The organism is Romboutsia faecis (assembly GCF_014323405.1).
Classification (GTDB): Bacteria; Bacillota; Clostridia; order Peptostreptococcales; family Peptostreptococcaceae; genus Romboutsia_E; species Romboutsia_E faecis.
Genome location: NZ_JACRWE010000006.1, coordinates 122,619 through 148,274, shown reverse-complemented (window position 1 = coordinate 148,274; position 25,656 = coordinate 122,619). Strand labels below are relative to the sequence as shown.

The following is a 25,656-nucleotide window of genomic DNA, read 5'->3' as shown; positions in this document are numbered from 1 at the left end:
TAAGTAAATATAAAGCCTGGGAGATAAAAATAAATAAAAAACTATATAAGAAGTAGATTAAGGGTCTTATAAATAAGGCCTTTTTTATTACAAAAATTTAAGTCACAATTGATACAAATCGAGATATAAATAGAATAATCTAGGATCTATATTAGGTTATTTTTTATGAAAAACTTATTGATGAATTAAAATAAGTTTCAGAAATATATTTGAAACAAGTTGTTTTTTTATTGTAACTATTTTTAACTGGAGAAAAATGTAATAAATTTGTATTATATAGTTAATTATTATTTGTGGCGTATAGTGATATCTACGATAATAAAAAAATAGTTTTATAAGAACTCCTTTTATTAGATAAAGGATAAAATGTAGTCTATTTTATGGTAAGGAGAAAATAAGTCATATGTTTATTAAGCAACATAAGTGGTTAAGTGTTTTTTTTTGTAATATCTTTTTTAATAGTAATATCTTATATTGTGACAAATGATTGGCCGGAGATGTTTGCAGGTGCAGATATGTGGTATAATTTAGCTAGTCAGATTGGTATAGGGTACATAATTAATTTTATATTTTACATAATGCAAGTATGGATGCCAGAGAAGAAAAAACATGAATTTGCAAAAAATATAGTTAAAAATAAAAATTCGTATGTACTAAAAGAAATGGCAAGATCTCTTAGTATGATAATAGATATAGATAGAATTGAGGAAATAAAAAATTCTGAAGATATTTTAACTTATATTGAGGGGTTAGATTTACAATACGGATCTGGATATGATGTATATAATAATGAAATTAATAAATTAGAATTCATATTGATGAAAATAGATAAAATAAATCAAAAAATATCAGATATCTTTACAGTTGCAGGTCCTTATTTAGATGCAGAATGTTTAAAATGTTTGGATGATATAATAGAATCGGAATATCATGAATATTTTAATGATATAGATATACATAGATTCGGACAAATAAATTGTATACAAAGCCCTAATGTACGAGCTAGGGCTTCCATTAGAATAGGCAATGAGCAAGGTCTAAAAAAAGAACTATCGGAAACTGTATATAAATATGTATGTTTATATACTCAATTACGTGAAATAAATAAAAAATATACTAAATAATAAAGAGAGCCTTTTAGGCTCTTTTTTTATACAAAAATTTAAGGAGGTTAGTATGAATGAGGAGTTAGTTAGAAAAGAATTAGATACACATGAAAGGAGAATTAATAATCATTCTGAAAGACTTGATAAATTAGAGCAATCAAATGCAGAACTTAAAGTTCATATACAAAATTTATGTAGTAACTTAGAAAATCTTACAAGCGCAATTAAGTGGCTTCTAGGATTAGGTGTAGGAAGTCTAGTAGGCTTCTTTTTTTATGCAATCCAAAACAATATATTTTAGGAGATAGTTAATATGAAAATAAACTGGAAAGTAAGATTTAAAAACCCTTTATTTGTAGCGCAATTAGGAATGAGTATATTAGTTCCAATATTAGCTTATGCAGGCTTAACTGTACAAGATTTAACAACATGGAAAGCACTTAGTGATTTATTGCTAGGTGCTTTTTCTAATCCTTATGTTTGTGGGATGGTTATTGTAAGTGTATATAATGCAATATTAGATCCTACTACAAGAGGTCTAAATGATAGTTTAAATGTATTAAATAGGGAGGTAAAGTAATATGAGTAAATATTTAGTATTAGGTGATGGTGGACATGCAGAGGAAGTAGCAGGAAAGTGTGCTCCTGATAAATCTTTACATGAATGGAAGTTTAATCAAGAAGTTGATACAAAAATGGAAAAAAGATGTAAGGATCATGGTATAGATTATTATCAAACTAATCCAAATCCAAAGGGTAAAGATGAAATGGGATTAAGTAAAAGGGCAGAACTTGCAAATGCGCATTGGAAGAAGTTAGGTAAGCCAAAAGCTCTACTTATGAGTTATCATGCTAATGCTTACTATGAAAAAGATAAAAATGGAAAAACTAAGGTGGAGTTTAACTCTGCTAGAGGTACAGAGACTTTTATTGCTTCTAATGCTAGTACAAACTCTAAGAATGCTGCAAAATATATACAAGATGAAATAGTAAAAACTATGAAGTCTTTAGATAAAAATGCAAAAGATAGAGGTGTTAAAACAGAAAACTGGACTGTAATATATAAGGCTCAAATGCCATCTATATTACTTGAATATGGTTTCTATACTAATAAAGCTGATATTAAAATATTAAAAACTAATGTAGATGATCTAGTTGAAGCAACTATGAAAGGTGTATGCAAATACTTTGGTATTACATATAAAGCACCTAAAAAAGAATCTAAGCCAAGTACAAATACAAATACATCTACAACAAAAGAAATAACTTATTATAGAGTTGTAACTAATAGCTATTTAGATAGAAAACTAGCAGATAAAGAAGTTTCGGAACTTAAGAAACTAGGTATTAGCGTTTTCTTAGATGCATTTAAAAAAGATAATAAAACATATTTAAGAGTTATTGCTGGAAGTTATACAGATAGAAAAAACGCAGAAACTCAATTAGCATCGCTTAAAAAGAAAGGATATAATCCATTTATTGCAATATATAAGAAATAAATGTTATATATTATTTAGAGGATTTACTCCCTTAGAATAGATTCTGGGGGAGTGGGTTTTAATGCCTTCTTTTTATACACAAAAAAAGACTGCATTGGGAACAGTCTTTTTAAAGAGGTTTATGGTATAAATACCAATTTTAGGGATGTTGTAGTATCGTGAGACTATAAAATTCAGAGGAGATATAAATCTCCTCCAATTATGTCTATTTCTTCAATGTCGATAATTCTGTCTAATCCTAATGATTTAAAATTTACATGTCGCTTCTTGTTGCTTACAAATAAATAATACAACAATATGTCTATTTGTGTCTATAATATAAATTATATTTTATATAAAAATAAGGCTTTATTCAGCAAGATGAAAATTTATTAGAATAAATTATACAAATCCATATATATTGAGTGATGATTTATCTAACGGATTTTTATTTGGCATAAAATTAAATTTTTAGTTGAAAAAACACAAAAAATGGAATATTATGATAATAAATACATATATTAATTTTTTGTGGGGAATTATTACAAATGTTAAGAAAAAAATTAGATTATTTTGTTGAAGATATATGTAAATATAATAACTTTACACAGGATAAAACAGAAGAGATACAGTACGTCATGAGACTTATGATGTATGAGATGCTCAAAATTATAGCTATAATAATTATATTTTCTATGCTTGGATATTTTAAAGAGGTAGTTTTGATTATATTTACTATGGTATGTGTAAAACCTTTTACAGGAGGGTATCATGAGACATCACAAAAGAGATGTTTAATTGCTACTACAACACTATGCTGTTTAACTATATTAATAGCAAAAAATAGTAATTTAAACCTTGTAAGCACTATATTGATAAGCAGTATAAATATATTCTGCATATATCATCAAGCCCCTATAGTAAATAAATGTATGCCTATAACAAGATCAAGTTTAATAAAGAAAAATAATAAAATAGCATTAATTAATTCAATAATTTTATCTATGATTTCTATATTTATAATTAAATATAGAGTTTATAGCAATATAATAACATGGACATTAACAATTAATGTTTGCTTAATGTTCAATTCAAAAAAACATGGGGAGGTATAATGATGAAAAAATTAATGGGGAGCTTAATGGCTATGATGTCAATACTAATACTAAGTAGTGAGGCGGCATCTGTAGTAGCAATAGGTGTAGAGGATATGCCTAAATCTTTAAAAGAAAAAAGATAGTTAATAAAGAAAAAATATAGTTAGTAATGAATTTTTTATTGATTTATTAAATATCATAAATCAGCAACAGCTCATGGTATGGAAAGTGCAATAAAGATGACTGAAAAACAAGCTAAAAGCAAAGGATATGTAGCATGTAAAACATGTTTCTAAATAAAAAAAGCTAGGTTGGATTAATTTCCTTTCTAGCTTTATTTTTATTACAAATCAATCAAATTGTATAAAAAATAATAAATAGATATCTATAAATTTTACAGTTATAATAGAACTGGTAACCAATTAGCTGGAGTGACTACGTTTTCTCTATCTGATGTTTGTAGTGCATCAATAATTCTTATTATTTCTGGTATGTTTCTACCTGTAGTCATAGGATAATAAAGTATAGTTCTTAGAACTTGTTTATCGTCTATAATAAATACGGAACGAACAGTAGTTGTGTTGCTAACAGGTTCAGAAATCATACCATATAATCTAGCGACTCTCATACTAGAATCATCTATTATTGGAAATGGTATATCAATACCAGTAAGAGTACATATATTATAAATCCAAGCTAGATGAGAGCTATTACTATCTACACTTAATCCTATAAGATCAGTATTTCTTTTTTGAAACTCGTTATAATATTTTGCAAAGCATATGAATTCTGTAGTACATACTGGTGTAAAGTCACCAGGATGAGAAAATAACACAACCCATTTACCTTTATGATCTGATAATCTCATGGGTCCCATAGTTGTGTTGGCTTCGAAATCAGGAGCAGTTGATCCTAAACTTGGAAGACTTGGCATAAAAATCACCCCTTAATAAATAAAATATAATCTATTCCATAGTATTAAAAAATATTATTTTATGTGACAGTAGCAAAAAGTCTATAAAATAATATAGTAAAATTACTTTAATAAGCAACAAAATATTACAATAACAATTGCTATTTTTAGATAAATTTGGTATTATTAAAGATAAATATAAGTGTTCATAATTGTTGTTATAGGGGTGAGTAATTTGAAAAGAGTTGTAAAAATCCTTATTATGTCACTCATGGTATGTTTTTTTGTAACTTCTACGCTATTTATTTCAAATCTTTTTATGGGGGTAGCTGTAGGAATTAGATATTATTTTATGCTTTTCCAGTTTGGGACTTTGGCATTATTCGGAACTTTATTCTTATGTAATGTGAATCGTATATTTATTAAGAAAAGAAGAGCACCTCAAGCGAGAGTTGCTAAAAAGACAACTAATACTAAAAAGCAGAAACAAAATATATCAAGAAGAAAAGTATCTTAAAGTGTACTATAATAAGTGTATATAAATTTAATGACATTAAATTTAAAACTTATGATATGTAGAAATGGGACTATAAATGATAATAATCATTTGCAGTCCCATTTTTATTTACCAATAAAAATATAAATGGGAATAGTTTTTAACCTACAATAATAAAGAATAAATAAGATGCAGTTTTTTTTAGGAGGTTAGGGATGGAATTTGATGTATTTTACAGCAGTGTAGTAGGTTATAAGAATATATTAAAGGGGAAATCTTCACAAGATTATTGTGAATATAAAAAAATCAAAAGTGGAATAATTTGTGCTTTAGCTGATGGTCATAGTACTGAGTTTTTTGAATATAGTGATGTTGGCGCAAAATTGGCTTGCAAAGCTGGAATTTTTATTTTGGAGGAATATATAAATAAAAACGGATATGAACTTGATAAAATAAGAGATGATTTAGGTAAGGGAATGCTTCAAAAAAATATATACGATAAATGGATAGATTTAGTAGATAAACACTATAAAAATGATATACCTATAGTCTTTAGAACTCAGTATGCAAAGTATTCAACGACTTTGGTTTTAGTTTTAGTTTGTGAAAAATTTAGAATTTACTTAAATATAGGTGATAGTACAATATTAGTAAAAAAGTCTAATAAATATGCAAAAGTGTTAGGTAACAATAATGGATATTTGGTAAAATCACTGGGAAAAGAAGAAGCGTATAAAGATATGGAGTATTATGTAGAAGAAGTAAATGAAGATAATAAAAATGATTATATAATTATTTTTAGTGATGGATATAGTGATGGATTTGAAAGTTTTAAAGATATGACGAATGATTTAGAAGAAACAATTAGAGTATATGATAAAAATGTTTTTACAAAATTATTACTAAATAAAAACTATAAGAAGCATCTTGAAAAAATAACTAAAGAGAAAAGCTATGATGATATATCAATAATGTTTATTAAAAGTATATAAGATAGAAATCTAATATAATAAATAAGAAAATAATAATTTCCTTCTAATTATATTTTTATAAAAAAATAGTATTTATAATATATTTGTACTATATTGTTTTTAAATGTAAATAATAGATATAATATGCTATAATAAATAAAGAAAAAGTATGAAGTAGATGTAAATATTTTTATAAAAAATAGGAAGGAAAGAATAATGAAACTTAGGGAACTATTAGATAAATTTGCTGACTTTATAGACAATAACAGAGGGAATATAACTAGATATTTATTAGTAATACTAGCCTCTATTTCGTTAATAGTAGTGTTTTTTATTAGTAGTGATGAAATGAGTATAAGCAAAGAAGTTGACCACTTAGTAAGAAATATAGAATCTAGAAAGTATCAGATTGCCTATGATTATTATGAAGGTTTAAAAACAAATTTTTCTGACTCAAAGATGAAAAGATTTAATAAATCAGCATCTAAGAAAATCAATTCTGTAATTATAAATAATGGAGATAAATATATAAATGGGCAGATAACAAAGGAACAATATATTGGTTTGATAAATACAGCAAATGCTTTAGATGAAATTACTGTAAATGTAGAAAATTTAATAGAGCAAGCAAAAAGAGTAGATGAAATGTATTTGCAAGAAAATATATCTTATGATGTAGCTTTATCTTATATGAATATAGCCTCTAGTTTAAATGGAATAAATGAGGATTTAGATGATTATAAACAAAATATTAAAGATTTTTATGAATCTAGGGCTGTTTATGAAGAAGCAACAAATAATCAACAAGTAAAAAAATATCATGAAGCAATAGATGGTTATAATAAAGTTTTAGAAGAAGACAAGAAATATTATAAGCTAGCTAAAACGGCAAAAGAAGAATGTATAAAAATAATGTATGATTATTATATACAAAAAGCTGTTGAAGCTAATGAAAAAGGTAATTACGATGAAGCTATTAAGTATATAAGTTATCTTAAGCCTTATTACCAAGATGATGAAAAGATCGTGACGTTAGAAAATGAATATCAAGAAAATTTAGCTCTATATACTATGAGTGAAGATGATATTATAAGTTTAATATCTAAAAAGATGGAATCTACTAGAGAAGGTATTAGTATTAATTCTTACCAGCAAATGATAAATGGAGGTAAGTTTTATTATGTTGAATTATATAAGTATGATACATTAATTGATGAAATTTTAGTAGATTCTAAGACTAAGAAAATTTACTCTTATAAATCTAATGATAAAGATTATAATGCTACATATAGTGATGGATATTTTAAAGTAACACCAACTGGAGAATTTAGATTTGCCCTTAGTGAAGGTGAATGTAGTTTTGCATTAGAGAATAAACTAAAGGAAAAAAATGAGACATTTAAAAATATAGAAATAGTATCAGATCAAAATAGTAATAAATACGTAAAAAATAATAAAATTTTAGAAGACTTTTTAAAAAGTAATAAAAATGCATATTATTATGCATTAGTAAATAAAGGGTTCTTTAAGAAAAAAGAGTTGTTTTTAATAGATATGTATACAAAGAATATATATATAGTAGAAAATGATAAGGTTGTAAATTATTAAAGCGTGTTAATACACGCTTTAATAATTAGCATAAAAGTGCGAATAAAAATTTTTTATGTAAATTTAAAGGATAATTTCTGTTAATAGATAAATATATTATGTAGATAAAACATAAGTTAAATAAGGAGAATTAGTAATGCATAAAGCAAAAAATAATGGCTATATAGCAGTAGGAATTTTAGTAGCGACTTTAGTATTATTTTTAGGAATAATATATAGTCAAATTAATGGAGGGAAAATTGCTAAAAATACATATGTAGGAGATATTTGTATTGGAAGCTTGACAAAAGAAGAAGCAAAGACATTATTAGAAGGTGAAGTGAATATAGGTACTATAAAATTATCTTACTCAAATAATGAATGGGATATAAACCCATCTGATATTGACGCAAGCTATGATTTAAATAAAACTATTGAAAAAGCATATAACTTGAATAGAAATCAGAATATATTTGGAAATTTATCAAAGACTATAAAAACTAATTTTGGAAGTAGAAATAATTTAGATATAGTTGTTAACTATAACAAAGAAAAATTAAAGAATAAATTAGAAGAAATAAAACAGGAAATAGATATTGAAGTAAAGAATGCACAACTAAGTATAAGTGGAAACAATATAACAGTATTAGATGAGTCTAAAGGCTTAGAATTAGATGTTGAAGCAAGTTTAAAGAATATAGAAAGTAAGCTTGAAAATGGTATAATGTCGGAGGATTTAGTTGTAAAAACTGTAGAGCCTACAGTAACAAAATCTGAATTAAGTGAAGTTGATACTGTACTAGGAAGATATACAACAATCATTAAATCGTCTTCTGTAGGTAGGGTAGCTAATATTAAAGCAGCTGCGGAAAAAATGAATAATCACTTAATGATGCCAGGGGATGAATTTTCATATGCTGGGGTAACAGGGCCTTATACTGTAGCAAATGGATACAGTAATGCACCTGTAATAGTTGAAGGTGAATTACAAAACGGAATAGGTGGAGGTGTTTGTCAACTATCTTCTACTTTATATAACTCAGTATTATATTCAGGACTTGAAATAGTGCAAATAAGAAATCATACAATACCTTCGTCATACGTTCCAAAGGGAAGAGATGCTACGGTAACGGATAGTGGAATTGACTTTGTATTTAAAAATAACTTAAATCATCCAGTATACTTAAAAAGCTATGTATATGGAAGTTCAGTAGTTACAGAAATTTATGGAAGCTCAAAAGATAAACAAAATATAGAGATAGAAACATCTACTGACGGTATATCAGCAGCTCCTGTGAAAAAAGTTGATGATCCTTCTATTGAAGAAGGGACTGAAAAGGTATTAGAAAAAGGTAGAGATGGTTATACTGTATCAACATATAGAGTATACAAAGATAATAGCGGAAATGTATTAAATAAGGAAAAAGTATACACTTCTTATTATCCTAAAAAACAATCTGTTATAGCAGTTGGAACTAAAAAAGTTAAGGACGAAGTTGAAAATACAGATAAAGAAGATAAAGAAGAAAACTCACAGGAATCAACAAAGCCTGAAACCACAACAAAACCTGAAACTACAACAAAACCTGAAACTACAACAAAACCTGAAAATACAACTAAGCCTGAAGAAGATAAACCAAATGATAATGGTTCAAATAACGATTAAACGATTACTCAATAACTAGTTAGTAAATGATATGCTTATATTAAAATATTGGGAGGTATTAATTTGAACTTAAATGATATAACCAATTATATTCAAACTATTTGTGAAAATATTTCTAATGTATTAGATGTGGATGTAACTTTGGTTACTAAAGATTTAATTAGAATAGCTGGAACAGGTATATTTAAAGATAAAATAGGGGAAAAAATATCAGAAGAAGCAATTTATTATAATGTATTAAAAGAAGGAAAATCTTATTTGATAAATAAGGAAGTAAATAAAGAATGTGATAAATGTTGTCATAGAAATCAGTGTAAAGAATTAGCAGATATATGCACACCTGTTAAACTAGAAGATGAAATATTAGGTGTCTTAGGGATTGCAGCTTTTGATGAAGAACAGAAAAATAAATTTATATCAAAAAATAAAGATTTAACTGAATTTATTTCCAGTATGTCTGATTTAATATCTTTTAAATTAGATGAAATGTATAAAGAAGAAGTTAAAACTATGGATGACTTGGAAAAAGAAGCTATTTTAAAAGCTATAAAAAAGTATGGAAGTAACACAGAAAGTATGAAAAAAGTTGCGGATGTACTTGATATAGGAATAGCTACATTATACAGAAAAGTAAAAAAGTATAATATTAAATAATATAAAAATATACCTTGCATGGTGGGGATTGGGCTGGGATATAAAGTTCTCTTGCATGCAGCAAAAAGACGCTGCAAATATTAGAGAAATTTATACTCCAGCCCTTTGCTTTATAATATATATATTGATTTTTATATTATTTAATTCAGGAGGGAAAATATGAAAAATTTTAAGAATATAGATGAAATATTTGAATTACAAAATGAGTTTTTTAATAGTCAGGTAACTAAAAATATTGATTTTAGAATTAAACAGCTAGATACTTTAAAAACTGCTATTGAGGAGTATGAAATTAGAATAATTGAAGCTATTAATATGGATTTTGACAAGTGTGAATTTGAAGCTTATGAAACAGAAGTTGGTATAATTTTATCTGAGATTAAGCATGTGAGAAATAAGATTAAGAAGTGGGCTTCACCTCAAAAAGTTAAGACACCTCTTACTAATCCAGGTGCTAAAACATATATATACAAGCAACCTTATGGTGTTTGTTTAATTATGTCACCTTGGAACTATCCATTTTACTTATGTATATCACCTTTAATTGGTGCTATTATAGGTGGGAATTGTGCTATTATAAAGCCTTCTGAATTATCTTTAAATACTTCAAAAGTAATTAAGGAAATGATAGAAAAGTACTTTGATAAAAAGTATATTGCTGTAATAGAAGGAGAGATAGAAGAAAATAAATATTTATTAAGCAAAAACTTTGATTATATTTTCTTTACAGGAAGTCCAGCAGTAGGGAAAATTGTTATGGAATCAGCATCTAGAAATCTTACTCCTTGTACTTTAGAGCTTGGTGGTAAAAGTCCTTGTATTGTAGATAAAAATTGTGACTTAGATTTAAGTGCAAAAAAAATTGTCTGGGGAAAGATTTTAAATGGTGGCCAAACTTGTATTGCACCAGATTATATAATCGCTCACAAAGATATTAAGAACCATCTTATAGAAAGCATTAAGAAATATATAGTTAGTTTTTATGGGGAAGATCCAATGAAAAGTAAGGATTATGCTAGTGTAATTAATGAAAGACATTTTAATAGAATATTAAATTTAATAAATCATGAAAAGGTAGTATATGGTGGAAAAAATGATAAAAATACTTTAAAAATAGAGCCTACAATTTTAGATAATATAAACTTAGATGATGATGTGATGAAAGATGAAATATTTGGACCACTAATACCAGTATTAGAATTTCAAACTATAGAAGATATTGTTAAAATTGTAGATGCAAATAAAAATCCATTAGCTCTTTATTTATTTACTAAAGATAAAATCTTTGAAGAAGATATTTTAAATAGAATATCTTTTGGAGGAGGTTGTGTTAATGATACAATAATGCATATATCTAACCATAATGCTCCTTTTGGTGGAATAGGAAATAGTGGTATTGGTTCTTATCATGGGAAAAGAAGTTTTGATGCTTTTACTCATGAAAAGACAGTCCTAAAGGCATCTTTAATTGATATACCTTTTAAATATCCCCCATATACAAAGAAAGGGTTAGATTTATTAAAGAAATCTTTTGAAATACTATAATGCGTATTATGTAAATAATTAGCAAAATATGTATAGTTTTGACTAACAATGATAAATATGATATCTTAGATATATAGTAGAAGTATAAATTGGAGGCGATTGCTATTTTAGGTAATAATATAAAAAATGATATACTTAGTATGCCTAGAAAGTCAATGGATATATCTTTAGTAGAAGAAGAAAAAAGTGATTTAACATTTTTTAATATAGAAGAAGAAGAAGAACATGAGACATTAAAGGCATTAAAACAAAGTTATGTAACAACAAATTATAAAGATGAAACAATATTAAACTTACAAAATGAGTTAAAAAGTAATAGTGAAGAAGTATCAAAAGAAATTAAGTTAAAGTCGTATAATGCTTATAATAACTCTCTTGAATTAGCTAGTAAAGGATACATAACAAGAGCAGTAGAATTAATTGAAGAAGCTTTAGAAATAAATCCAAAGGACATAGATATTTTAAATCTAAGAGGATTATTAAAGCTATTAAAATGTGACTTCTCAAAAGCATTTGAAAGTTTTTATACTGGATTATGTTATGGTAACAACAAATTATCAAAGAAGTATGTAGATATACTTTCAGATGAAGATTTTAAAGTATTCTTAGGAAGGTATAATCATTCTATAAGATTTATAAATGAAGAATTAAATCAAGAGTCTATATATATTCTTGATAATATAATAGATGAAGATCCTGATTTAATAGAACCTTATGTAATACTTTACTTATTATATAATAAGTTAGGTGATGATAAAAAGAAAGAGTACTACTTTGAAAAACTTAAAGAAGTAGATAAGGATAATCCTTTATTTGAAGAGAAAAAAGAAGAAGTACTTCTACCAGCTAAAGTTGAAGAAAAGTCTGTTGTAGAGAAAAAGGCTAAAAAATCTAATAAAAAGAATTTGGTACCATATATAATAATAGCATGTCTTGCTGTAGGAATTGGAATATATCATGTTAAAAATCAAGCTAAAATAAATAGCTTAACTTCAGAATTAAACAACAAAGAAGAAGAAATAAATGAAGCAGATAAACAATTAAGCGATGCAAATAAACAATTAGATGAAACTAATAAAAAGCTAGAAGAAACTAATCAAGTTTTGGATGAAACAAAAACTAAAAAAGAAATAGCTACATTAAGCGAAGAAGAACTATATAATAAGGCTTTAAGTCTTAAAAAATCAGGGAATACAGATGAAGCTATTTTATATTATAAAGGTGTAATTAAGTCTGGAAAAACTAAAAAGTATATATCTTCATCTATATATGAATTAGCATTTTTATATGAAAAACAAGGTAATTATGATGAGGCTATAAAGTATTATAAAAAATATATAAATACTTATACTCCAGAAGATAATTATTATGACGATGCTTTTTATCAATTAGGTATGACTTATTATGAAAAAGGTGATTTAGAGAATGCTAAGAAAACATTTTATGGTTTAAGAAGTGAAGTACCTAATAGTATATACAATAATTCAAAAGTAGCTGAAATTTTAAAGAAAAAATAAGATAAAAATATTAATAAAAAGAGTAAGGGAATTGAAATATTTTCCTTACTCTTTTTTAATATAGAAAGATAGTAATAAAATGCTGTAAATTTTAATGTTTTTAGCATAATATGTTAGTATTATTAAAGAAGCTTAATTAGTATTAGGAGGATTAGATATGTTATTAGATATTCATGCAGATATATTCTCAGATATTTTTAGTAAAAGCCTAAAAGGAGAAACAAATATAGTAAGAAATCATCATTTAAATAAATTTAGGGAAGGTGGAATAAACGGAGGAATCTTTGTTTTTTGGCAAGATCCAGATCTAGTAAAACATTATGACTATAATGGATTAAAGTTAATGATGGAATATGCTAATAAAGAAAGGGAAATATCTGAGGAGTTTTTAGCTATAGCAAAAAATTATGATGAATTTGTTCAAGGATTAGAATGCAACAAAATAACTGCTATGATGCATTTAGAAGGAGCTAAAAGCTTAGAAAATAATTTAGATAAGGTAAAAGAGATTTATGACTATGGAATAAGAACTGCTTCATTAACTTGGAATGAAGAAAATGAATTAGCAAGTGGAGCAAGTGTAGATAATAGTATAGGTCTAAAGAATAAGGGAAAAGACTTTATAAAAGAATGCGAGGATGTAGGAATAATTATAGATGTATCACATGCAAATGATAAAAGTTTCTATGATATATATAATGTAAGCAAAAATCCTATAATAGCTACTCATTCTAATGCTAGAGAGTTATGCAATGTAAAAAGGAACTTAACTAATGAGCAAATAAAGCTAATAAAAGAAACTGGAGGAATAATTGGGATTAATGGTTATATAGGTTTTATTCATGAGGATGAAGAAAAAAGGGACTTATCTCACCTTGTGAATCATATAGACCATATAGTAGACCTTATAGGAATAGATTCTGTATGCTTTGGATTTGATTATTGTGATTATCTAAGTTTGGATGATGGAGAATGTACTAGAAATTTAGAAAATGCATCCAAATCTCAAAATATAATAAAAGAATTAAAGAACAAAGGTTATAAAAATGAACATATAGAAAAAATTGCATATAAAAACTTTTTAAGGTTTATAAAGAAAAATTTTCATAAATAGAAACATTGATGGTATAAAAAGCATAGTATAGTGAACAAAATAATAATATATAGTAATGATGATTATTATGGATTTATTATTAATAGGAGGGGATATACTATGCAAACTGAACTGTTTCTCCCAGTTCTAAAAGATGGTAAATATGGCTTTATAGATAAAGATAAAAATTTAATAATAAAGCCCAAATATAAATATGTTTCAGATAGATTTCGAGATGGTTATTGTGTAATAACTTATATAAAGAAAATAAGGAAGTCAGCTAAATGGGTGTTTGGTTATATAGATACCCTTGGTAATGTGCAAATAATGCTACATCTAGAAAGTGCAACTGAGTTTAATGAAGGAATGTCCAAAATAAAGATAAATAATAAGTACGGATATATAAATACCTCACTTGAAGAAGTTATTAAGCCTAGGTTCGACTGTGCTGCTAATTTTAGGCAAGATCTTGCAGGGGTAAGGCTAAATAAAAAGTGGGGATTTATTAATAAAGAAGGAAAAATTGTAATAGAACCAAAGTACACATATGTGAATCAATTTTTTGAAGATAGAGCTTTAGTTGAATTTAAGAATAAATATAGTTATATAGATAAAAATGGAGATATGATAATAGGACCAGAATTTGATTTAGCAACAGATTTTTCTGAAGGTCTAGCTGCAATAAGAGTTGGAGATAAGTGGGGATATATTAATAAAGATGGTAAGTTAAAAATAGACTTTTTATTTGATAGAGCAAAACCTTTTTGTGAGGGGATGGCTGCTGTATCTATAAATGATAAATGGGGATATATAGATAAACTTGGAAATATAATAATAGAGCCTATGTTTGACTATGCTTGTAACTTCTCTGAAGGCTTAGCTAGATTTAATATGGGATTAGATTCTTTAACTCGAGGTATAAGTATGCCAAAGGGTGGAGTATGGGGATTTTTAAATAAGTTAGGCGATATAGAGATAGTTCCAGTATATGATTTTATATCAGATTTTGAAGATGGATATGCACAAGTAATTCAAGGTAAAAATAGTAATTATATTGATAGAAATGGAAGTTTAATTTTATAAAGCCATTAGTGGTAATAAATAAAGTTTGAAAAAATACTAAGTAAATAGTAATATATATTTAAGCTTAAAAATAAGGAGAGAAATCTCCTTATTTTTAGATTGAATAGACTTATTTAAGCGAATATTTATTATAAGGTTTTATGGGAGGGTATATGAAATTATTTAATCAACTAGCTCTTATTTTAGGCATATGGGCGATAGGAGAGTATATTAGTTCTTTTATACAAAATATTATTGTAATACCAGGTAATATAATTGGAATGATATTATTATTTTTACTATTACAATTTAAGGTAATAAAACTAGATAAGGTAAATGAATTAGGAGATTTACTTATAAATAATATGGCAATATTCTTTGTCCCAGCAGGAGTATCGCTAATAAGATCCTTAGACTTAATTAGTGATAATATATTTGTTTTATTAATGACAATATTCTTTAGTACAATAGCAGTAATGTATATTACAGGCTTTGTAGTTGAAAAGATGATAAATAATAAACCTAAGGAGGAGCAAAATGTATAACGTATTAGATACACCTATATTTGGAATAGTAATGACTGTTGTATTTTTCAACATAGGTGTTTATTTACAAAAGAAAACAAAAAGTCCTGCATGTAATCCTTTGTTATTAGCTATAATTGGGATTATTTTATTTTTAGGGATATCAAAGATACCATATGAAAATTATAAAATTGGTGCTGATTGTATCAACTTCCTTTTAGGGCCAGTTACAGTTGTACTTGCTATACCTTTATATAAGCAATTTGATTTATTGAAAAAGCATTTTGTGGAAATAATTGTAGGAATAATTGCGGGAGTAACAGTATCCTTGGGATCTGTTATGATAATAGGGAAATTAACTAATGCAAATATAGATATTATTAATTCACTAATACCTAAATCTATAACAACACCTATGGGATTATCTCTTACAAATACATTAAGCGGTATTGAATCAATAACTGTTGTTTCTATAATATTAACGGGGATATTAGGAGCGATAATTGCACCGACAGTGTTTAAAGTAGGTAAAATAAAGCACCCAGTAGCTAAGGGGATTGCATTAGGAACATCAGCACATGCATTAGGTACTACTAAAGCTTTAGAAATCGGTGAAGTAGAAGGTGCTATGAGTAGTTTATCAATAGGAATAGCAGGGATAATAACTGTTATAGTAGTTCCTATAATATTAAACTTTTTATAATATATTTTAAAATTAAATAAATGAAAAATAACAAAAGTTTTTGAAGTAATTAATGAATAGTTTCTTTTACTAAGTTCAAATAATGAAACTAGTAATAAAAAGCCTTCATGTATTAAAAGATGACAACGATGTCCTATGATAATAATGAAAGTTAATATTGTTAAAAATTCATAAAATGAAATGAGGACGAGAAGAATATCGAATTGTATAATTAAAAAAGAAAAATCAAGTATATTTCAACCGAAAAAATTACTAGACATCTTAAAAAAAGATAATATAATAGAATCTGTATGAGGTTATATTAGCATTTTAAGTGAAAGAGATTTGAAGGGAGAAAACAATGAGTAAAGTTAACACCGTCTTAGAAGATAATATATTTTTAAGATACACTGTAATAATTACAGGGATGATTATTGCATGTATAGGTATAAATGGATTTCTAAGACCAGCACATTTATTAAGTGGAGGAGTACCAGGTATAGCTGCAATAATAAACTATACCACAGATATAAATATAGGATTACTTACATTTTTAATAAATATACCTATATTTGTATTAGGATTTATATATTTAGAAAAAGACTTCTGTATTACAAGCTTAATAAATATGGTACTATTTTCTATACTTTTAGGTATAACTCAAAATATTGGAAAATTTATACCTGTAGATGATATACTTCTTCAAACTGTATTTGGAGGAATATTATCTGGAGTAGGATCAGGTATGGTATTTAGAACGAAATCTTCTCAAGGTGGGACTGATATTATAGGAGCAATATTAAAATTTAAAAGAAATATTCCTGTAAAAGATACGGCTTTAGCTACAAATTTAATTATTGTTTCTGTAGGTGGAGCTATATTTGGAGTGAACTTAGCTTTATATACACTTATAGGATATTATGTAAGTGCTTCAGTGATGAGTTTTGTAAAGGATGCTATGAGTTATGAAAAATCAGTTATGGTAATTTCAAAAGAAAGTGAACCTATAGCAAAAGAGATTATGTCTACACTAGTAAGAGGTGTGACTTTCTTAGAAGCTGAAGGTGCTTATACTAAAGAGAAAAAGAGAATCATATACTGTATAGTTCTATCTAAGGAAATTCCAAAGATAAAAGAAATAGCTTTAAAGTATGATCAAAAAGCATTTATATCTGTAAATGATGTAACTGAAGTTAAAGGAAGAGGATTTAAAGAAAAATATTTATAAAATATTTGCAATATATGAATAAAATTACCAAAAGCATTAATAATATATAAAGAGAGCAATGTTCTCTCCAAACTCTAGAGTTGAAATTTTTAAGCGGGTATCTTATACAGAAGAGTATAAGGGTAAGTTTTTAATTTATTTTTAAATTAGGACGGATAGCTTATAAGTTATTAGTGAAATCGGGTAATGTGGATGTGTAAAGAATAGAGTAGATCACTTTTGTGGTATACTCTATTTTTCGTTTTATAAAAATTTATATACCTATAGAAATGTTACTAATATAAATATATAATAAGTTTATAGCGTTGGATGATTAAACTGATGGGGGAAGTGCAAAATGAATTTATCTAAAGAGTACATTGACATATATAATAATTATATGAAATACATAAATGAAATAAAAAGAGAGTGTAGATCTATAGAACATATGAAAAATAGGGTTCTAAAGAAAGATAAAAAAGCAAGTGAAGAAGAAATTAAAGCTTTAGAAAAAAATATAGTAGATAGCGAAACAGTTGAATTTAAACCTCAAAATAAAATATATAAATTTTCTAATGGAGATATTTATATTGGAAAGATTATAAATGGAAAAATTAATGGAGAAGGTGCATATATAGTTTCATCAGAAGAGTCTATAGGATTTGAGTACATAGGTGAATTCAATGATGATGCAAAAGAAGGTAGAGGAATATGTACCTTTACTAATGGAAACATTTATACAGGCGGATTTAAATCAGATGTAATGGATGGAATAGGCCAAATGATTTATAGAAATAATGATGAATACATAGGTGGCTGGCTAAAAGGTCATAAACATGGTCAGGGAATATATAGATGGAGCGAAGGTACTATATATATAGGAGACTTTAAAAAGAATAAAAGAGAAGGACAAGGTATTTGTTATGATAAAGAAGGAAATGTAATTTACGATGGAGAATGGAAGAATAACCTAACTCATGGAGAAGGAACTTATATATGGAATGAGGGCAAAAGGTATGTAGGTGAATTTCTAAATGGTAAAAGACATGGATATGGAACTTTTTATTTAAATAATGAGCTTGTATATCAGGGAACTTGGAAGTATGATAAACCAAGTATATTTGACAAAACTTTAGATGAGATATTTTCTTTTAAGCTATAGAGTTGTATTGAAAAGAAAATTCACCATATTTCTAGCTCAAGTTGAAATTAATTTAGACTTCAGTTTGAGCTAGTGTATTGTGTGAATTTACTTTGAAATAGGCTCTATTTTTTTTTAGTATTATTTAATATTTTAGGGGGAGATAAAAAATTGAAAAAGATAAGTACTCTAATATTTATAATTTTATTAATAATATTTTATAATAATGGGATTTTTACAGAGATTAAATCTAAATTTATTGATAATAACTTAGATATTAGTATTAAGGATGATGATAGCGATGAACCTATAAATGAAAAAGAAAAAATTGATAACTTTCAATATATAAAAATTGGAGATAGTAAGGATTATGTAGTCTCCAAAATTGGAGAGCCATCTAGAATAGATGCCAGCGAATATTCTTTTAACTGGTATGTTTACAATCAATATAAAGGAAAGTTTGCAATGGTAGGAATTGAAAATAATATAGTAGTTGCCTTATTTAGTAATACAATAAATTCTTGTGAAGCTGAGAATATAAAACTTGATGATAGTAAACAACTCGTAAATGATAATTACAAGTCACTAGAATATAGGCAAAAAGGAAATACTAGATATATGATAAATTCAAAAGGTGAGTATGATATTATAAAGCAAAATAAAAAATATATTACAGTTTTTTATGATGTTGTAGAAGGAAGCAAGGTATGCTCATACCAGATAATAAATCAAAAAACAGAAGATCGTATGAAAGACATATATGCTAATGGGAGTGAAGAACTAAGAGAAAGTTTTGAACTTCAGATAATAGACCTTATTAATAGTAGTAGAGAAAAATATAATTTAAATAAATTAAAATACAGCGAAAAAGCAACTATAAGCTCAAGAAAACATAGTGAAGATATGATGAGGAAGGATTATTTTGATCATGTAAATAAAGAAAAAGAAACACCTTTTGATAGAATGAAAAAAGAAGATATAACATATATTAATGCTGGCGAAAATATTGCTTCAGGTCAATTTAGTGCAATATATGCTCATGAAGCATTAATGAATTCAAAAGGACATAGAAAAAATATTTTGGGTAATTATAAATACATAGGAGTTGGAGTAGATTTTGGAGGCGCATATAAAATATACTACACTGAAAACTTTTATACATAGACATAAATTGAAAGGAGTTTGACATAAAGATGAATAAGAGAAAAGCCTTATGCATATTATCGGTAGCTCTTATGATTTTTGTTTCAATTAATCATAAGGTATATGCTATTGATGATGAGGAAGTATTTATTAAAAATGGACCAAGGGATAAAAAACTTATAGCACTTACATTTGATGATGGGCCTCATCCAAAAGAAACCGATAAGGTTTTAGATGTATTAACAAAATATAACGTTAAAGCAACATTTTTTATAGCTGGAAAACATGCTAATTGGTACAAAGAGCCTTTAATTAGGGCAAGTAAGGAAGGTCATGAAATTGGAAATCATACATTTAACCATCCAGATATAAGTAATTTAAGTTTAACTCAGATTGAAGAAGAAATAGTTAAATGTGAAGATACTCTTGTAAATCTAACAGGTAAGAAACCAACTTTATTTAGACCACCTTTTGGTAGCTATAGAAAAGAAGATTTAGAATCTATAGCAAAGAAACATGGTTATAAAATTGTATTATGGACAACTATAGATGCTAAGGACTGGAAAAACCCTCCTGCTTCTAAAATAGCATCTTTAATTTCTAATAATGCAAAAAATGGAGATATAATATTATTACATGATTATGCTACTATAAATACCGTAGAAGCATTAAACATACTTATACCAGAGATGCAAAAAAAAGGATTTAGCTTTGTAACAGTATCAGAGTTATTAGAGCAATAAACTTAAAATATAGATTAAAAATAGAAGTTATCTTAAATTATTATATATTTAAAAGGTAACTTCTTTTTATTTGCGTATTATTTCAAACTTTTTTTAATATAATCTTATAAATATTAGTAGCAATAGCTTTTAAAAGTACTTAAAAATAAACTTTAAATTAAAATACTTCTATAAGCAATTTAATAAATATATTATGGAAGTATTAACAAAAATTTTACTTAGATTATGCTACAATTATTATAAAAAGGAGGCGCTTTAAATTTTATAAAATATAAACATTTTTCAGAAAATTGAATATTATATAACAAGACTATCTTGAGAAGGATTTGATATAATGAATAATAAGATTTATGAGAAAAAAGAGTTCATGATATTTAAAGTTAAAGAAGGTTATATTGCATACAATACTAGAAAAAATTTTCAAGAGGGTCATACGCATTTAAAGCACTTTGAAGCAGCAAAAACAGCAATTGATTTAGTAATAAATAAAAAGGTACCAAGAAGTACAGATGGGTATTATCTTACTAGTTTAATAAGATTAAGTGAAGACGAATTTTATATATCTAAGATAAACGAGTTGTTAGAAACTAGAGAGCAAAAGGGTAAAAAAGAAAAATACTATAACCCTGGCTATAAATTATCAAAAAGGAGCGTATAGCTCCTTTTTTAGTGTTAAGATTTATAAGAATAAATTCAATATATAATATTGAAAAAATATTTATAAATGAATTAATAACACAAATGACTATGAAAAATGATAATATTGACATAGATTTCGTATAGCATATATAATTAAATATAAAAATTTGCTTAAATTACTTAGATATTTAGTGGCCTACTTAATGTCTCAGAGTGTATATAAACGATGTTCGTTAAAATTAAAAAATAATAAATAAAAGCTAATATTCTAAAATTTATACAAATTTATTACATAAGTAGTTTATAATAATATTGATAGTATATTAAAATTAAATTAGATATCTAATTTTAAAATATGGTACATTTAAGGGGGCATTTGGTATGATTCTTATGATTGATAACTATGATTCGTTCGTTTATAACTTAGTTCAATATATAGGAGAATTAGGAGAAGAGATAGTAGTAAAAAGAAATAATGAGATAACACTAAAAGATATAGAAAGCTTAGATCCGGAAATAATTGTTTTATCACCAGGACCATGTTCGCCAAAGGAAGCTGGAGTTTGTATAGATGTAGTAAATCATTTTAAAGGAAAGAAACCAATACTTGGCATTTGCTTAGGGCATCAAACTATAGGACATGTTTTTGGAGGCAATGTTATAAAAGCAATAGAACCAGTACATGGAAAAGTACACAGTATAAAGCATAATAATAAAGGTGTTTTTAGAAGTTTAAATAATCCATTAAATGTTACTAGATATCATTCGCTAGTAGTAGAAGAAGAAAGTTTACCTAAAGACTTAGAAGTAACAGCTTTTACTAATGAAGGTGAGATAATGGGCATAAGACATAAAAAACACCTTATAGAGGGTGTTCAATTCCATCCAGAAGCTATTTTATCAGAGCAAGGTCATGAGATACTTAGAAACTTTATAAAAGAAGCTAGAGAAAGGGTGGAAATGTAATATGATAAAAGAAATAAAAACGAATTTAAATGCTTTTGAGATATTTACAATATTCAAAGATGAAAAAGATAGTTTTATTTTAGATAGTGCTATGGATAAAGAAAAATTAGGTAGATATTCTTTTATAAGTAGTAATCCATTTAAGACTTTAAAATATAAAAATACTGAAGAAAACCCACTAGATTATTTACAAGAAGAATTAAATAAATATAAGGCTGTTAATAATACTCATTTACCATTCATAGGTGGGGCTGTAGGATACTTATCTTATGATTTAGGCAATTATATAGAAAAGCTTCCAAGAAGTGCTATAGATGATTTAAGTGTTTATGATTTGTATTTTGGTTTATATAATTATGTAATAGTAGTGGATCATTTAGAAGAAAAAACTTATATAGCAACTCCAGATTTAGATATAGAAAAAGAAAAACTTGTTATGTCTGAAGTTGAAGAAAGAGTATTAAAAGCTGAAAAAGAAGGAGTAGGTTCTATTTGTTATGAAGATAAAGACGTTGAGCCTATAAAACTAAAGTCTAATTTTACGAAATGTGAATTTGAAAATTCTGTTAAAAAAGTAAAAGACTATATAAGATCAGGAGATATATATCAAGCAAATTTAACGCAAAGGTTTAGTGGAAAAACAACTTTATCGAGTTATGAGTTATATAGAGATTTAAGAAGAATTAGTCCGGCACCTTTTGGAGCATATTTAAACTTTGATGATTTTAATATCTTATCTAACTCACCGGAAAGATTTATAAAATGTATAAATAGAAAGGTAGAAACTAGACCGATAAAAGGGACAAGACCTAGAGGTAAAAATAAAGAAGAAGATTTAAAATTGCAAGAAGAATTAAGAAACAGCGAAAAAGATAGAGCGGAATTACTTATGATAGTAGACCTTGAAAGAAATGATATTGGTAGAATATCAAAAATAGGAAGTGTAAAAGTACCGGAATTATTTGTAATAGAGCCTTATGCAAATGTAAATCATCTAGTTTCAACAGTAGTAGGAGAACTTCAAGATGATAAAGATGCAGTAGACGTAATAAAAGCAACTTTCCCAGGTGGTTCTATAACTGGAGCGCCAAAGATAAGATCTATGGAAATTATAGATGAGCTAGAGCCAACTCAAAGAAATGTTTATACTGGTTCAATTGGATATATAGGTTTTAATGGAGATATGGACTTAAATATAGCTATTAGAACTATTGTTAAAAAAGATCAAGATGTGTACTTCCAAGTTGGTGGTGGTATGACATGGGGGTCTGATCCAAGTGATGAATATCAAGAAACATTAGATAAAGCTAAATCTATAATGAAAGCTTTAAGAGGTTATTATGAAGAATAGTGCTAGTTTTAATAGTGAATTAAGTAAATTTGGAATTGGACTATTTGAGACTATTAAGGTAGAAAAAGACCCTATAGATTTAGAACTCCATATGGATAGAATGTTTAAGTCTATAAAAGAATTAGATATTAAGATTCAATATAATAAAGAATTTTTAAAAAGTGAAATTTTAAAATATATAGATACAAATAACATTGCAAATAAAGCGCTTAGACTAACTGTATTCGATGAAGGATATAATATTTCAACTAGAGATATACCATATAATAATGAAACTTATAAAAAAGGATTTAAATTAATAATATCTCCTATAAAAAGAGGACATAGTATAATTTATAAGCATAAAACTACAAACTATTATGAAAGTATTTATACTAAGAAATATGCAAATGAAAGAGGATTTGATGATGGATTATTTATAGGTACGGATGGAAGTGTACTTGAATGTTCCATGAGCAATATATTTTTCATAAAAGGAAGTTGTGTATATACACCAAGTAGTGATCTTCCTATTTTAAACGGTATTATGAAAAAAAGGATTTTGGATATTTGTGGCGAAATAAATATACAATTGATAGAGAAAAATATAAAAATAAGAGATATTGGAGACTATGACTTTGTATTTGTTACAAATAGTTTGATGAATGCTATTAAGGTAACACAAATTGAAGATATATTCTATGAAGAATCAAATGAATTATTTGATAAAATAGTGACTTGTATATAATAAAATTACAGTTAGTGGAGAAATGATATGACAAATAAAATTTATGAAATTTGTAAATTAGAAATAGAAAAATTAAAGCAAAATTCTAACACTATAGCTGTATTTTTAGTTGGGTCAGCTAAGAATATAGACTTAAAGTTAGCTGATAATAATATAAACGATATTGATATTTTTGTATTTGTAAATCAAGGGGAAAATCAAGTAAGAGAGATAAAAAGAATTGAAGGAATAGAGTTTGATATAAACTATTTTTCAAGAAGGGGATTTAAGCATCTAATGGATAATAAAGAATATTTTTTCTTGAATGGAATGAAGGATGCTAAGGTGATTTTTGACAGGAACAATACAGCAACAGGTATTATACAGTTATGTAGAACAAAATACCAAGAAGGACCGAATTTAATTTCAGAGGGAGAAAAGTGTTTTCTTAAATCTGAGATAGAATCTAATATAAGTAGATTAAAAAATAAAGAAAAGTTTGATTTATTTGAATATGAATTTTTAGTAAATTTATATTTAAAAGAATTAATAGTTGGGTATTTTACTATAAATAACAAATGGATACCAAAGGATAAGAAATTATTAAAAGAATTAAAAAAAGAAAATAGCTACCTTTATGATTTAGTAAATGAAATTAAAGGTGAAGAAAAATATGAAAAGTTATTAGAGATTTATGACTATATTTTCAAAGATATAGTTATGAAAAACTATATAAAAATAACTTACTAGTCAAGGGGGTTAAACCAATGAGTAAAGTAGATAAGAAAAAGATAGAAAATGCAATAAGAGATATATTAGAAGCGATAGGAGAAGATCCTGATAGAGAAGGTCTTATAGATACTCCAAGTAGAGTAGCGAGAATGTATGAAGAAATATACGCAGGCCTTCATCAAGATCCAAGAGATCATTTAAAAGTTCTTTTCCAAGATGAAAAACATGAAGAAATGGTAATCGTAAAAGACATTCCTTTTTACTCATGCTGTGAGCATCATTTAGTGCCATTCTTTGGAAAAGCACATATAGCTTATATTCCAAAGGGAGGAAGGCTAACTGGTTTATCAAAACTTGCTAGAGTAGTTGAAACTTTTGCTAAAAGGCCTCAACTTCAGGAGAGAATAACTAAAGGCATAGCTGATATAATTATGGAAGAATTACAACCTTATGGGGTAATGGTAGTTGTAGAAGCTGAGCATATGTGCATGACTATGAGAGGTGTTAAAAAACCAGGATCAAAAACTGTTACATCAGCAGTAAGAGGAGCATTTGAAAATGATCCATCAACTAGAGCTGAGGCTATGAGCCTAATAAATATAAGATAGTAAAATTTATAAATTAGGAGATAAATGAC

28 protein-coding genes are annotated in these 25,656 nt (G+C 26.5%); 27 read left to right on the top strand and 1 reads right to left on the bottom strand.

The annotated features are described in order from the left end of the window. Window positions 1–431 precede the first annotated feature (431 nt). The 6 genes from H8923_RS13305 (at window position 432) to H8923_RS17520 (ending at window position 3,824) form a co-directional block, all read left to right on the top strand. Window positions 432–1,124: a hypothetical protein gene (locus H8923_RS13305; RefSeq protein ID WP_153973201.1), complete on the top strand. Its 693-nt coding sequence runs from the start codon at window positions 432–434 to the stop codon at window positions 1,122–1,124. A gap of 52 nt (window positions 1,125–1,176) precedes the next feature. Further along, the gene (locus H8923_RS13300; protein WP_153973202.1) at window positions 1,177–1,407 is read left to right on the top strand and encodes a hemolysin XhlA family protein; all 231 of its coding nucleotides are present in this window, start codon (window positions 1,177–1,179) and stop codon (window positions 1,405–1,407) included. 12 nt (window positions 1,408–1,419) lie between these two features. After that, on the top strand, window positions 1,420–1,686 hold the full coding sequence (locus H8923_RS13295) for a phage holin (protein ID WP_153973203.1): 267 nt from the start codon (window positions 1,420–1,422) through the stop codon (window positions 1,684–1,686). Window position 1,687: 1 nt separating this feature from the next. Further along, window positions 1,688–2,605 carry an N-acetylmuramoyl-L-alanine amidase gene (locus H8923_RS13290; RefSeq protein ID WP_187127949.1) on the top strand — a complete coding sequence of 306 codons (918 nt, stop codon included), beginning with the start codon at window positions 1,688–1,690 and terminating at the stop codon, window positions 2,603–2,605. Window positions 2,606–3,132: 527 nt separating this feature from the next. Further along, window positions 3,133–3,699, top strand: a complete 567-nt coding sequence (locus H8923_RS13285; RefSeq protein ID WP_153973209.1) for an accessory gene regulator ArgB-like protein — start codon at window positions 3,133–3,135, stop codon at window positions 3,697–3,699. Window positions 3,700–3,701: 2 nt separating this feature from the next. After that, window positions 3,702–3,824: a hypothetical protein gene (locus tag H8923_RS17520; RefSeq protein WP_263457710.1), complete on the top strand. Its 123-nt coding sequence runs from the start codon at window positions 3,702–3,704 to the stop codon at window positions 3,822–3,824. Between the two features lie 257 nt (window positions 3,825–4,081). Here the strand turns inward: H8923_RS17520 and H8923_RS13280 are convergent, their stop codons facing one another. Beyond that, window positions 4,082–4,615, bottom strand: coding sequence for a peroxiredoxin (locus H8923_RS13280; RefSeq protein ID WP_153972318.1), 534 nt, complete (start codon window positions 4,613–4,615; stop codon window positions 4,082–4,084). 214 nt (window positions 4,616–4,829) lie between these two features. Between H8923_RS13280 and H8923_RS13275 the strand changes: the two genes are divergently transcribed. The 21 genes from H8923_RS13275 (at window position 4,830) to folE (ending at window position 25,627) form a co-directional block, all read left to right on the top strand. Continuing rightward, window positions 4,830–5,111, top strand: coding sequence for a hypothetical protein (locus tag H8923_RS13275; RefSeq protein ID WP_187127948.1), 282 nt, complete (start codon window positions 4,830–4,832; stop codon window positions 5,109–5,111). Between the two features lie 194 nt (window positions 5,112–5,305). Then, a complete protein-coding gene (locus tag H8923_RS13270; RefSeq protein ID WP_153972320.1) occupies window positions 5,306–6,082 on the top strand; it encodes a protein phosphatase 2C domain-containing protein in 777 nt (258 codons plus the stop codon). Between the two features lie 195 nt (window positions 6,083–6,277). After that, complete coding sequence (locus H8923_RS13265) at window positions 6,278–7,669, top strand: UbiD family decarboxylase (protein WP_153972321.1); 1,392 nt, start codon at window positions 6,278–6,280, stop codon at window positions 7,667–7,669. A gap of 136 nt (window positions 7,670–7,805) precedes the next feature. Continuing rightward, a complete protein-coding gene (locus H8923_RS13260; protein WP_153972322.1) occupies window positions 7,806–9,314 on the top strand; it encodes a VanW family protein in 1,509 nt (502 codons plus the stop codon). 63 nt (window positions 9,315–9,377) lie between these two features. Further along, window positions 9,378–9,968 (top strand): GAF domain-containing protein, encoded by a 591-nt coding sequence (locus H8923_RS13255; RefSeq protein WP_153972323.1) that lies wholly within the window; start codon window positions 9,378–9,380, stop codon window positions 9,966–9,968. A 159-nt stretch (window positions 9,969–10,127) separates the two neighbouring features. Continuing rightward, entirely contained in the window at window positions 10,128–11,513 is a 1,386-nt protein-coding gene (locus H8923_RS13250) for an aldehyde dehydrogenase family protein (RefSeq protein ID WP_153972324.1), read from the top strand. Window positions 11,514–11,602: 89 nt separating this feature from the next. Continuing rightward, complete coding sequence (locus H8923_RS13245) at window positions 11,603–13,030, top strand: tetratricopeptide repeat protein (protein WP_243139971.1); 1,428 nt, start codon at window positions 11,603–11,605, stop codon at window positions 13,028–13,030. A 157-nt stretch (window positions 13,031–13,187) separates the two neighbouring features. Next, window positions 13,188–14,144, top strand: coding sequence for a dipeptidase (locus H8923_RS13240; protein ID WP_153972325.1), 957 nt, complete (start codon window positions 13,188–13,190; stop codon window positions 14,142–14,144). 99 nt (window positions 14,145–14,243) lie between these two features. Further along, window positions 14,244–15,206, top strand: coding sequence for a WG repeat-containing protein (locus tag H8923_RS13235; RefSeq protein ID WP_153972326.1), 963 nt, complete (start codon window positions 14,244–14,246; stop codon window positions 15,204–15,206). A 152-nt stretch (window positions 15,207–15,358) separates the two neighbouring features. Next, window positions 15,359–15,730, top strand: coding sequence for a CidA/LrgA family protein (locus H8923_RS13230; protein WP_147541958.1), 372 nt, complete (start codon window positions 15,359–15,361; stop codon window positions 15,728–15,730). Then, entirely contained in the window at window positions 15,723–16,412 is a 690-nt protein-coding gene (locus H8923_RS13225; RefSeq protein ID WP_153972327.1) for an LrgB family protein, read from the top strand. The genes H8923_RS13230 and H8923_RS13225 overlap by 8 nt, the downstream gene beginning before the upstream one ends. A 340-nt stretch (window positions 16,413–16,752) precedes the next feature. Next, window positions 16,753–17,619, top strand: coding sequence for a YitT family protein (locus H8923_RS13220; protein WP_153972328.1), 867 nt, complete (start codon window positions 16,753–16,755; stop codon window positions 17,617–17,619). Window positions 17,620–17,956: 337 nt separating this feature from the next. Then, complete coding sequence (locus tag H8923_RS13215; protein WP_153972329.1) at window positions 17,957–18,760, top strand: MORN repeat-containing protein; 804 nt, start codon at window positions 17,957–17,959, stop codon at window positions 18,758–18,760. Between the two features lie 150 nt (window positions 18,761–18,910). Further along, window positions 18,911–19,903 (top strand): CAP domain-containing protein, encoded by a 993-nt coding sequence (locus tag H8923_RS13210; RefSeq protein WP_153972330.1) that lies wholly within the window; start codon window positions 18,911–18,913, stop codon window positions 19,901–19,903. Window positions 19,904–19,932: 29 nt separating this feature from the next. Further along, window positions 19,933–20,625, top strand: coding sequence for a polysaccharide deacetylase family protein (locus H8923_RS13205; protein ID WP_153972331.1), 693 nt, complete (start codon window positions 19,933–19,935; stop codon window positions 20,623–20,625). A gap of 334 nt (window positions 20,626–20,959) precedes the next feature. Continuing rightward, the gene (locus H8923_RS13200) at window positions 20,960–21,283 is read left to right on the top strand and encodes a hypothetical protein (protein ID WP_153972332.1); all 324 of its coding nucleotides are present in this window, start codon (window positions 20,960–20,962) and stop codon (window positions 21,281–21,283) included. Between the two features lie 362 nt (window positions 21,284–21,645). Continuing rightward, window positions 21,646–22,230 carry an anthranilate synthase component II gene (locus H8923_RS13195; protein ID WP_153972333.1) on the top strand — a complete coding sequence of 195 codons (585 nt, stop codon included), beginning with the start codon at window positions 21,646–21,648 and terminating at the stop codon, window positions 22,228–22,230. A 1-nt stretch (window position 22,231) separates the two neighbouring features. Then, the gene (pabB, locus tag H8923_RS13190; RefSeq protein WP_153972334.1) at window positions 22,232–23,581 is read left to right on the top strand and encodes an aminodeoxychorismate synthase component I; all 1,350 of its coding nucleotides are present in this window, start codon (window positions 22,232–22,234) and stop codon (window positions 23,579–23,581) included. Continuing rightward, window positions 23,571–24,308, top strand: coding sequence for an aminotransferase class IV (locus H8923_RS13185; RefSeq protein ID WP_153972335.1), 738 nt, complete (start codon window positions 23,571–23,573; stop codon window positions 24,306–24,308). The genes pabB and H8923_RS13185 overlap by 11 nt, the downstream gene beginning before the upstream one ends. 27 nt (window positions 24,309–24,335) lie before the next feature. Further along, the gene (locus H8923_RS13180; RefSeq protein WP_153972336.1) at window positions 24,336–25,037 is read left to right on the top strand and encodes a hypothetical protein; all 702 of its coding nucleotides are present in this window, start codon (window positions 24,336–24,338) and stop codon (window positions 25,035–25,037) included. 17 nt (window positions 25,038–25,054) lie between these two features. Continuing rightward, window positions 25,055–25,627: a GTP cyclohydrolase I FolE gene (gene folE / locus H8923_RS13175; RefSeq protein WP_153972337.1), complete on the top strand. Its 573-nt coding sequence runs from the start codon at window positions 25,055–25,057 to the stop codon at window positions 25,625–25,627. Window positions 25,628–25,656: the final 29 nt, after the last annotated feature.